This window comes from Streptomyces argenteolus, assembly GCF_042902585.1.
GTDB lineage: Bacteria > Actinomycetota > Actinomycetes > Streptomycetales > Streptomycetaceae > Streptomyces > Streptomyces argenteolus.
The window spans coordinates 256540-266904 of sequence record NZ_JBIBEG010000007.1 but is presented as its reverse complement, the minus strand read 5'-3'; the positions used below and the strand labels follow the sequence as shown (position 1 = coordinate 266904).

Annotated in this window: 8 protein-coding genes; 4 read left to right on the top strand and 4 right to left on the bottom strand. The window is 74.2% G+C overall.

From position 1 onward, the window contains the following. The first annotated feature begins 367 nt into the window (after window positions 1-367). Both ACFY8O_RS24765 and ACFY8O_RS24760 read left to right on the top strand, forming a co-directional pair. Window positions 368-1597 carry a YncE family protein gene (locus tag ACFY8O_RS24765; protein WP_387906112.1) on the top strand — a complete coding sequence of 410 codons (1230 nt, stop codon included), beginning with the start codon at window positions 368-370 and terminating at the stop codon, window positions 1595-1597. 125 nt (window positions 1598-1722) lie between these two features. Beyond that, window positions 1723-2229, top strand: a complete 507-nt coding sequence (locus ACFY8O_RS24760; RefSeq protein ID WP_387905808.1) for a nucleoside deaminase — start codon at window positions 1723-1725, stop codon at window positions 2227-2229. 67 nt (window positions 2230-2296) lie between these two features. Here the strand turns inward: ACFY8O_RS24760 and ACFY8O_RS24755 are convergent, their stop codons facing one another. Further along, window positions 2297-3481 (bottom strand): spore photoproduct lyase family protein, encoded by a 1185-nt coding sequence (locus ACFY8O_RS24755; RefSeq protein WP_387905806.1) that lies wholly within the window; start codon window positions 3479-3481, stop codon window positions 2297-2299. Window positions 3482-3730: 249 nt separating this feature from the next. On the opposite strand from ACFY8O_RS24755, the gene ACFY8O_RS24750 reads away from it, so the two are divergent. Both ACFY8O_RS24750 and ACFY8O_RS24745 read left to right on the top strand, forming a co-directional pair. Further along, a complete protein-coding gene (locus ACFY8O_RS24750) occupies window positions 3731-5371 on the top strand; it encodes a PucR family transcriptional regulator (protein WP_387905803.1) in 1641 nt (546 codons plus the stop codon). A gap of 171 nt (window positions 5372-5542) precedes the next feature. After that, window positions 5543-6907 carry a diaminopimelate decarboxylase gene (locus ACFY8O_RS24745; protein ID WP_387906110.1) on the top strand — a complete coding sequence of 455 codons (1365 nt, stop codon included), beginning with the start codon at window positions 5543-5545 and terminating at the stop codon, window positions 6905-6907. A gap of 63 nt (window positions 6908-6970) precedes the next feature. On the opposite strand, the gene ACFY8O_RS24740 is transcribed toward ACFY8O_RS24745, so the two are convergent. The 3 genes from ACFY8O_RS24740 to ACFY8O_RS24730 form a co-directional block, all read right to left on the bottom strand. Then, entirely contained in the window at window positions 6971-8035 is a 1065-nt protein-coding gene (locus tag ACFY8O_RS24740; protein WP_145810430.1) for a lipoate--protein ligase family protein, read from the bottom strand. A 217-nt stretch (window positions 8036-8252) separates the two neighbouring features. Beyond that, window positions 8253-8684, bottom strand: coding sequence for a contact-dependent growth inhibition system immunity protein (locus ACFY8O_RS24735; RefSeq protein ID WP_387905800.1), 432 nt, complete (start codon window positions 8682-8684; stop codon window positions 8253-8255). 179 nt (window positions 8685-8863) lie between these two features. Then, window positions 8864-10201 carry an amidohydrolase family protein gene (locus tag ACFY8O_RS24730; protein ID WP_387905798.1) on the bottom strand — a complete coding sequence of 446 codons (1338 nt, stop codon included), beginning with the start codon at window positions 10199-10201 and terminating at the stop codon, window positions 8864-8866. Between the last annotated feature and the right edge of the window lie 164 nt (window positions 10202-10365).

The window sequence follows — 10365 nt, the reverse complement described above, 5'->3', positions numbered from 1 at the left end:
CTCCGCCGCCCGGGGGCGACCCCCCCCCGGCCCCGGCGCGCGCCCCCCCCCGGGCCGGGGGCGGGCCGGGGGGGCCCGCCCCCCCCCCGCCCGGCCGTCAGGCGTTTCCGGACCCCGGTCGGCAGCCGGACGGTGCGGGCCGGGGCCCGGCGGGTCCGGCTGGAGCACACCTCGGTCAACCGAACGGATGACCCGTGCGTCAGCCGTTGCGCACCCCGCCCTCCGGCCGGACGGCCGACGACGGCGGCGCGGTGGGTGAAGGAAGCTGGACGTATCGCGCGGGAACGCGCTCCGGTGCCGGTTCTCCGGCGGGGCGGGGCCCATGCCGCCCAAGGACCGGACCCACGATGTGACGGAGGTGCCCGCGATGAAGCCCAAGGCCGACGAGGCGTTTCCCTCCGGCGGTGCCGCTGTTCCCCGGCCGCCGTCCACCGGACCTCGCCGGTCCGGCCGGCCTCGCACCCCGGGGCGCGGGGGCCCGGCTGTCCTGACCGCGGTGCTCCTCCTCGTCGCGACGCTCGCCGGATGCGCGGGGGACACCGAGGTCCGGGCACGCCCTTCCGAGACATCCCCTCCTCCTGGCGCCGCCGGCACCCCGCCCACCGGTCGCGCACCCGCAGGCACGCTCGTGGTCGGCGACTTCGGGGCGGACACCGTCACGTTCCTCGATCCCTCGAAGCCGGACGGCGGCCCGGACCGGAGCTCGGTGGAGGTCGGCACCGCTCCCTACGGCATCGCGCTCGGCGACGACGGCACCGCATGGGTGGCGACCGCCGAGGGCGTGGCCGCGGTGGACACCAGGACCCGTCGGCGCACCGCGCTGATCCCGTACGCGACCGGCACCGGCCCGGTGACGACCGGTGAATACCGGGGTGGTGGCATGGGCATCGCGCTCTCGCCCGACGGACGGCGCGCCTACGTCGGTGTGAACGTCCCGGGAGGCAACGGCGTCCTGGAGGTCCTCGACACCCGGCTCCGGAAGGTGATCACCACCGTCCCCGTCGGACGCAGGCCCTTCGACGTCGACGTCTCGCGCGACGGCCGGCACGTCTACGCCACCAACCACGACTCGTTCGACGCCACGGTGGTGGACGCGCGCACCTGGAAGAGCCGCCGCATCGAAGTGGCGCCGTACGGCACGGAGGGCGGGCTGGAGTCCTGGCTCAAGCCGCACTACACGGCCGTACGCCCCACCGACGGCGCCCTGCTCCTCCCCTTCGAGGGAGAGCGCCTCGCTGTTGTCGAGCCCGACACCGGGCGGACCCGCATCGAGCGCATGACCGCCGACACGCACCAGCACGGAGTCGCCGTGACGGCGGACGGCACCCTCTACGTGGTGGGGACCGGCCCGATCGACCCGGCCGAGGACGAGGGCCCCTCCCTGACCGTCCGGGCACCCGGCGGAGAGGAGCGCGTGATCCCGCTCGACGGGCCGCACGAGGACGTCGCCGTGTCGGCCGACGGCCGGACCGCGTACGTCTCGGGCGGCTTCACCCGGGACGGCTACTGGAACGGCCTCAGCGTCGTCGACGTGCGATCGGGAGAGGTGACCCGGCTGCCGGCCGGCCGGCGCCCGCTGGGCATCGCGGTGCTGTGAGCGGACCGGCCTCGCCAGGCCTCCCATGGACAGGGCGGCAGCCGGCTGACAGGCTCCTCGGCGTACGAGCACGGGAACCCAGGGCGGCAGCTCCAAGAGCCCTGGCGCGAGGAATGAGAACGCGCATGACGACCGCCCCCCTCACCGACGCCGAACTCCGGCATGTGGAACGAGCCGTGGAACTGGCCGAAGAGGCGCTCCGCGCCGGGGACGAGCCCTTCGGCTCGGTCCTGGTGGACGGCGAAGGACAGGTCCTGCGGGAGGCGCGCAACCTGGTCCGCACGGCCGGCGACCGTACCCAGCACCCGGAGTTCGAGCTCGCCCGCTGGGCCGCCGCCCGCCTGGAGCCGGAGGAGCGGGCCCGGTGCGTGGTCTTCACGTCCGGCGAGCACTGCCCCATGTGCGCGGCGGCGCACGGCTGGGCGGGCCTCGGGCGGATCGTCTACGCCCACTCCGGCGCCGAGCTCACGCAGTGGCTGGGCGAGCTCGGCCTCCCGCCGTCCCCCGTGCGCCCGCTGAGCATCCAGGAGGTCGTGCCGGCCCTGGACGTCCAGGGCCCCGTACCGGCCTTCACCGAGCGGCTGCGGACGATGCACCGGGACCTGCACACCGGGAACCGGCACCGGCCCTGACAGGCCGCGCCGCCGCGGCTCCGTCGCCCGGCCCCCTTGCACCGCGCGCGGCGGGTGGCCGCGACCGTCAGAACGCGTAGCGGATGGGCAGCCACGGCGTGTACGTGTGCACCAGGCGGCGCACGGTCTCGACCGCCTCCGCCTTGACGGCGTTGCGGTAGCGCACGTTCCAGCTGCCGTTCTCCGAACGCTTGGCCTGCTGGAGCTCCGGGCGCCAGATGGCGTCCTCGGCGCTCGGGTGCCAGGCCATGTTGACGTCGTGCAGATCGCGGTTGTGCGTCAGCATGATCACTTCGGCCGCCGCCTGGTCCTTCACCGACCGGGGCAGCACGTCGTCCATGTTCTGGAGCAGCTGAGCCCAGGCCTGCTCCCAGCCCGGCCTGATCACCACGGGGGAGAAGTTGAAGTGCACCTCGTAGCCGGCCTCGACGAAGTCCGCTGCCGCGTCGATGCGCTGCTGGACCGGGCTGGTGCGGATGTCCAGCAGCCGTGAGTCGTCCGCCGGCATCAGGGAGAACCTCAGCCGGGTACGGCCCCGAGGGTCGAGCAACAGGAGGTCGGGGTTGACGAACTTGGTCGCGAACGACGCCTTGGCGGTCGGCCAGCGGGTGAAGGCGCGCACCAGATCAGCCGTGTTCTCGCTGATCAGCGCATCGACCGCACAGTCGTTGTTCTCCCCGATGTCATAGACCCAGGAGCTCGGGTCGCACTGGTTCGGCTCCTTCTTCGGCCCCTGGGCGGTCACATGGCGCCGCAACCGGTGGATGAGCGCGTCGATGTTGGTGAAGACGGTGATCGGATTGGCGTAGCCCTTGCGCCGTGGCACGTAGCAGTACGCGCAGGCCATGGCGCACCCGTTCGCCGCGCCGGGAGCGATCCAGTCCGCCGACCGCCCGTTGGGCCGTACGGTCAGTGTCTTCTTCTCCCCGAGCACCAGCACCGTGCTCTTGATCCGCACCCAGCGCTCGGCGTTCCCCTGGTTGCCGTGCAGCTCGGGGATGCGCCAGTGCGAGTCCGTGGGCACGAGCTCGGCCTCCGGGTACCGTGCCACGATCTGCCTGCCTCGTGGCGAGGCCGCGGCGGCGGGCTCGGCATGGATCCGCCGTACGGACAGCATCCTGCGGGCTTCCTCGGAGTCACGGAAGAGCGGCCCGGCCGGCCGGCTTGCTTCAGGTTCGCCGAGGACGTCCTCGAGGCCGAACAGACCGTCCTGGGCGGCTTCCGGTTCGCCGGCGGAGCGGGGGGTGTCCATGGGCTGCTCCTGGGTCTGTCATCGCTCGGGCCGGCGGCAGGCACGCCCTTCCGGGCGACAGGCGGGGGGGCGGGGCGGAACGCCCGTGACCGCATGTCTGCGGGCCTCCGCCGCGGGCCGCACCCGAGGGCGCGTCCTGTCGTCCAGGCTAATCGTTGTCCAGGGGAGCCCGGAAAGTCCGGAGCACCCCGGGTGCGCCCGCCCCGGACGCCGCCCGTGGAGGGCTGTGCGGCTCGTATCCTCAGGCGCATGACGGCAGGAACCACCGGGCAGGACCCGGACCGCGTCACGCTCCGCCAGATCCTCGCCTACGACGAGGACGGCGTCCTGCGCCTCCTGCTCGCTCCGGCCGGACAGGACGTGGCGGTCCGCGGCCTGATCATCGGCGACGAGGGGGCGGCGAGGCCGCACGAGCGGCGGATCGTGCTGGCGGCGGGGCTCCCACCCGGCCCGGCGGCCGCACGCGCCACCGTGCGGGAGGCCGCCCGGCGGGGCGCCGCGGCGGTGGTGCTGCGGGAGTCCGAGGACGCGCCGGTACCGGCGGATGCCCTGGCCGCGGCCGAGGAGTGCGGCATCGCGCTGCTCGCCCGGGCCGCGTGGGCGGACTGGGGCGACACCATCGCGCTGCTGCGGTCCGCCACCGCCTTCGCCGAGGCCGGCCGCGGCGGCCCCGCGGCGGACCCCGCCGAGGGCGGAGGACTCCCGGCCCTCGTCTCGGCCACCGCCCGGTCCTGCCGCGGTTCGATCACCGTCGAGGACACGCAGTTCCGTGTGCTGGCCCACTCGGCCACGGGCCCGGACGCGGACGGGGTGCGCCGATCCACGATCCTGGGCGGCCGGGTGCCGGACCGCCGCGTTGCCGAACTGCGCCGCAGCGGACTGCTGCGGACCCTCTGGACCTCCCAGGACGTCATCCACCGGGCCGCCGACGGCGACAGCCCGGAACGTCTGATCGTCGCCGTCCGCAGCGGCGGCGAGATGCTGGGCTCGCTGTGGGCGGCGGCCGACGGACAGCGGCTCTCGCCCGACGCCGCCCAGGTGCTGCGCCGCGCCGCCACACTCGCCGTGCCCCACCTGCTGCGGCACCGGCTGCGCGAGAGCGGCACCGTGCGGCGCGAGGCGTACGCCCTGCGAGGACTGCTGCACGGTGACGGTGACCGGCGGGCGCACCTGTGGTCGCTCGGCCTCCCCTCCGACGCCCCCTGCGCCGTCGTCGTCGCGGTGCGGGACGCCGCCGAGGGGGCGCGCGCCGAACGCACCCTGGAGGCGCTCGCGATCCAGGCCACCGCCTCCCGGCCCACGGGCCGCGTCCTGCGCGAGGACGACCAGGTCGCCGTGCTGCTTCCCGTGGGCGACATCGGCGACGGCCGGCGCGCGGCGCTCTCCCTGGCCCGGGAACTCGACGCGCTGGCGGCCGGCATCCCGGATGCCGCACCCGTCTGGGTCGGCGCGGGCCAGACCGTGCGGTCGGGCCTGGAGGCCTCGCACTCGTACGGGAAGGCGCTGCTGGTCGTCCGTGCGCTGCGGGAGCGGGAGGCCCGCGGGCGTGATCACCCTCCCGTACGGCACGCCGGGCCCGGTGACGTGGGACCGACGATCGACGCCCTGCGCATGCTCGACGCGGTGCGCCCCGTGTGGGAGGACGGCGACGGCCCCCTCCACGAACTGATCCGCGCGGACCTCGCCACCGGCGGTGACCTGGTGCGTTCCCTGGCCGCCTACCTGGAGACCGCCGGGGACGTCCCGAAGGCGGCACGGCGCCTGGTCCTGCACCCGAACACCCTCCGGTACCGGCTGCGCAGGGTCCGGGAGCGGTTCGGCCTCGACCTCGACGACCCCGACACGCGCCTCGTCCTGACCCTGGCCGTACGCCTGACCGGGGTGCTTTGACCGGATTTCGGGTGGTGTTCGTGCGCCCGGCCATCCGGCCGGCGCTGCTTTGTCCCGGACGACGAAGACGCGGGACGGGGGCGGGAGCCAGCCTGTTCCCGTCCCGCCACGCGCCGAGCGCAGCCGTGGCCCGGCCCGACGGAAGGCACCCCTGTGACATCTGCAGGCGAGATCACCCAGGAACCGGCCACGCTCCCGGCGACCTCCGCTCCGGCGGAGCGCGTCGCCGCCGTGCTGCGCCGGGCCGTCGCCACCGGCCTCCTCTCGGAGGACCGGCCGGTCGCCGGCTTCCTCGACACCGAAGGCATCCGGGCCTCGGTCGCGAGCCTCGACGCCGCCTTCGCCGAGGCACCCGACGTACTCCACACCTTCGCGGTCAAGGCCTGCTCCCTGGTCCCCGTGCTCCGGCTGCTCGCCGCGCTCGGCATGGGCTGCGAGGTGGCGAGCCCCGGAGAGCTGCGCATCGCGCTGGACGCCGGTGTCGAGCCCGCGCGGATCGTGCTCGACTCGCCCGCCAAGACACGCCAGGAGATCGGTGAGGCCCTCGCCCTCGGCGTGGCCGTCAACGCCGACAGCCTCGACGAACTGCGCCGCATCGACGAGCTCCGCCCCGCGCACAGCGCGTCGGTCGTCGGCCTGCGCGTCAACCCCCAGGTCGGCGGCGGTTCCATCGGCGCGATGAGCACCGCCACCGCGACCTCGAAGTTCGGGGTGGCGCTGCGCGATCCGGGTGCGCGCGAGCGCGTCGTACGCGCCTTCGCCGAACGCCCCTGGCTGACCCGGCTCCACGCCCACGTGGGTTCCCAGGGGTGCCCGCTGGAGCTCATCGCGGAGGGCGTCGCCGAGACGTACCGCCTGGCGGAGGAGATCAACCGGGCCCAGGGCGCACGGCAGATCACGAGCCTCGACATCGGCGGCGGACTGCCCGTCAACTTCGGCGGCGACGAGACACGCCCGACCTTCGCCGCGTACACCCTGGCCCTGCGCGCGGCCGTCCCGGACCTCTTCGACGGCCGCTACGCGCTCGTCACGGAGTTCGGCCGCTCGCTGCTGGCCAAGAACGGGTTCATCGGCGCCCGCGTGGAGTACACGAAAGAAGCCGGAGGCCGACGCATCGCCGTCACCCACGCCGGGGCGCAGACCGCCACGCGCACCGTCCTGATGCCCGAGGCATGGCCCCTGCGGGTCGGCCTCTTCGACGCCGGTGGCAACCCCCGGACCGGAGCGCCCGTGAGCCAGGACATCGCGGGACCGTGCTGCTTCGCCGGTGACGTCGTCGCCCACGCCCAGGACCTCCCGGAGGCGACCGAGGGCGACCTGGTCGTCCTCCATGACACCGGGGCCTACTACTTCTCGACGCACTGGGCGTACAACAGCCTGCCCCGGCCCGCCGTGCACGGTTTCACGTCCGGGCGGAGCGGCGGCGTCCGGCTGACCACGGTCCGCGCGCACCAGAGCCTCGACGAGATCTCGGCCGAGAGCGGCCTCGCCCACGCCGACGCGCTGGTGTCACCGGAACCCGCGGCCGGGACCTGAGAGCCCCGCGTGCCCCCGTCCCGCTCGCCCGCGGACCCGGGGCGGACGGCGTGGGCCCCGGCACTACGGCACCCGCGCCGTCCACTCCGCGCTGCTGAACTTCGTGGCGGCCAGCTCCTCCGCACGGGCCAGCTCCTCCCCGGTGACGCTGCCGGGGGTGAGCCCGTAGCGGTCGCGGAACGAGTCCACCATGCGCTCGATCACCGCCTCCCGGGCCAGGCCGGTCTGACGGCGCAGCGGATCGACGCGCTTCTTGGCGGACTTCGTGCCCTTGTCCGACATCTTCTCCTTGCCGATGCGGAGCACCTCCAGCATCTTCGCGGCGTCGATGTCGTAGGACATGGTGACGTGATGGAGGATCGCGCCGGGCCCGCCCTCCGGGCCGACCATGCGCTTCTGCGCGGCTCCCGCGATCTTCCCGACATCCGTCGCGATGTCGTTCAGGGGCTGGTACCACGCCTTGATCCCCATGTCCCCGAGCGCGTCGAGGACCCATTCGTCGAGGTAGGCGTAGGAGTCGGCGAAGGAGAGCCCGGAGACCAGCGAGGCGGGCACCGACAGGGAGTAGGTGATGGTGTTCCCGCTCTCCACGAACATGGCTCCGCCGCCCGAGATCCGGCGTACGACGGTGACGCCGTGGCGCGCGGCACCCTCGGCGTCGACCTCGTTGCGCAGGGACTGGAAGCTGCCGATGATGACGGCCGGCGCGCCCCACTCCCACACGCGCAGGGTCGGGGGCCTGCGCCCTGCGGCGACCTCCGCCGTGAGAACCTCGTCGAGGGCCATGTGCAGGGCGGGGGACTGGGGGCCCTCGTGGATGAACTGCCAGTCGTAGTCGGTCCAGTCGGTGGCCTGGGCGAGTGCACGGCGGACGGCCACCGCGACGCCCTCGGCGGTGATCCCGTACATCACGGTGCCCTCGGGCAGCGCCGCCTCGATGCGGGCGGCGAGCCCTGCCGCGTCGGTGTCGGCGGGAGAGCCTTCCAGCGCTCGGTCGATCGCGGTGATCGCCTCGTCGGGCTCCAGGAAGAAGTCACCGGCGACGCGCACCTCGCGCAGGACGCCGTCCCGGTTCTCCAGGTCCACCACTACGAGCTTGCCGCCGGGAACCTTGTATTCGCCGTGCATGTCGGGGCCTCCGATGAAGGGGATCGCTCTGGTGTCAGCGCCCGCGGAGCTCGTTGTCTTCCCGCCGCACCGTCCCGGGGACAGCGTCTTCGGCGAAGGTCCGCAGCACGTGGCCGCCATCTGGCCGGTCGTACGCTCCGGGGCGCCGGGTGGTAGGCGCGACGGGCCCCGCAGCGGGTCGGGTGGCGGCCGGTGGCCTCTCCCCGCCCCCGCCCCCTCAGGTTCGGCGCAGCGGTTCGTGCCCCGCGGCGAAGCGGGCCAGCTCCTCGGCGGCCCCACGGGGCAGGTCCGCGACCGCGTCCTCGGGGAGTGTGGTGATCACGGCGCGCAGCCGCGCGCTCAGGTCCGGCAGCAGGACCCAGACCGGGTCGGGGACACCGACGACGGTGAGCAGAAGGTCACCCTCGTAGAAACGGGCGTCGAGCAGGGGCTCTTCGAGCAGCAGGCGCACCGCGAGCGGCAGCACATGCGGGAGCGCCACCCGCTGGGCGACGAGCATCCTCAGGTCCGCGGGACCGAGTGCGCCCAGGCGTACGCCTCGCAAGGCGTGCACCGTGCGTACCAGAGGGGTGGCAGCGGCGGCGGGAGGGCCCCACCGGGGCGGGTCCAGCTCGTCGAGCGTGCGGTCCAGGTGCAGCAGACGGTCCATGAGGCCCCATTCTCGCGGAGTCACGTCGCCGCCGCGACGGACGCGTCGCTGTTCCGTGTTGTCCCCCTCCTGGCCGTGCGGGAGCGGGGCACCACACGGCCTGCCTGGAGAACACCGCGGGATAGGAGGTGGAGCTGATCTCCCCCTGAGGGCCGGCCGGGCGCCCCCGGACGGCGGGATCAGCGCACCGGCACGGGCGCGCTCGTGAGCAGCCTCGTGACGAGGTCCTCCTCCGCGATCCGGGTGCTGCGTCCGTCGACGACCACCGCCTCCCCGTCGACCAGCACCGCCGCGACGGTCCGGCCCCCCGCACAGGTGAGCAGGGTCGCACCGGGGTCGCGTACCGGGAGCACCGCGTAGTCACGGGAGAAACGGTGGAGCACGAGGTCGGCCTGCACACCCGGCACGATTCCGAGCGGTCTGGACTCCAGCCCCAGGGCGGCGTTGGCCCCGTCCGTACCGATCGCGAGCATCTCCTCGAAGCCCAGCAGATCGGCCTGGCGCCGGGCGGCCCGCTGGAGGTAGGAACCGATCCGCAGGGCCTCCATCACATCCTGTGTGTCGTTGCTCGCCGCACCGTCCACGCCGATGCCGACCCGGAGGCCCGCCGCGAGGAAGTCCGGGACCGGCGCGATGCCGCTGCCCAGCCGCATGTTGCTGAGCGGGTTGTAGGAGACTGCCACGCCGTGCGCGGCGAGGGTCCGCTGTCCGGCCGCGTCGAGCTCGACGCAGTGCACCGCCAGCAGCCTGTCCCAGAGGAAGTCCGCCTCCGCCAGATAGTCCACCGCACCGAGCCCCGCGTGCTCACGGCACATGACCTCGTCGGTCGGGGTCTCCAGCAGGTGGAGGGAGACCGGCATGCCGCGCTCCTCGGCGAACGCCCGTACCTCCCGCATGCCCTGGGGAGTCAGCGTGCGCGGGTTGGGCACCGCGAGGCCGACGCCGATCCGGGTGGAGCGCGCGGCCACGGCCAGGGCGTCGGTGTGCGCGAAGACCTCGTCGAGAGGCTGTATCAGCCGGGGGTCCATGCCCCAGCGGCGCGTCGGGTCGGGCCGGTCGCACACACCCCGGCCGAGCACGGCACGGATACCCGAGTCGTCCAGGGCGCGGAGCACGGCGTCGTGGACCTCGGCCGAGGGATGGGGCCACATGTGCTCGACCAGGGTGGTGGTCCCGCTGCGCAGCGCCTCCAGCGCCGCCGCCGCAGCGGCCGTGTACGCCTGTTCCGGGGTGAGGTTCACGGTCTCCTCGCCGACCAGGTGCAGCCAGGCGAGCAGCGGCTGCCCCTCACCGATGCCGCGCATCCGGGCCTGGTGGAGGTGGGTGTGCGTGTTCACGAGCCCCGGGATCAGATGGCCGTCCGTACCCTCCAGGACATGCGCGCCCTCGGGCACGGGCACGCTGCCCGTGGGCCGGAGCGCGGCGACCCTGCCGTCCGCGATCTCCACGTCCTGCCCGGGCAGCCACGCCCCCCGGCTCCACACGGTGACGTCGGTGACGAGGTCGACGCGCTTCACAGCTCCACCCCCTCAGCAGCGGTGCGGAGCCCGGTACGGGCGGGGTGCGGGACGAGGCAGCCGTGTGCCATCGCTCCTCCTCGGATCGACGCAGGGGAAGGGACGGCTGGTTCGCGACGCCGGCGCCCGGCGAGGTCCCCGCGCGGAGGTGGCGGCGCACACCG

Excerpts from the sequence above, each read along its gene's own strand:
- ACFY8O_RS24740 (WP_145810430.1), bottom strand. The coding sequence starts at position 8,035 with ATGCACGGCGAATACAAGGTTCCCGGCGGCAAGCTCGTAGTGGTGGAC.
- ACFY8O_RS24750 (WP_387905803.1), top strand. The coding sequence starts at position 3,731 with ATGACGGCAGGAACCACCGGGCAGGACCCGGACCGCGTCACGCTCCGC.
- ACFY8O_RS24760 (WP_387905808.1), top strand. The coding sequence starts at position 1,723 with ATGACGACCGCCCCCCTCACCGACGCCGAACTCCGGCATGTGGAACGA.
- ACFY8O_RS24755 (WP_387905806.1), bottom strand. The coding sequence starts at position 3,481 with ATGGACACCCCCCGCTCCGCCGGCGAACCGGAAGCCGCCCAGGACGGT.
- ACFY8O_RS24765 (WP_387906112.1), top strand. The coding sequence starts at position 368 with ATGAAGCCCAAGGCCGACGAGGCGTTTCCCTCCGGCGGTGCCGCTGTT.
- ACFY8O_RS24735 (WP_387905800.1), bottom strand. The coding sequence starts at position 8,684 with ATGGACCGTCTGCTGCACCTGGACCGCACGCTCGACGAGCTGGACCCG.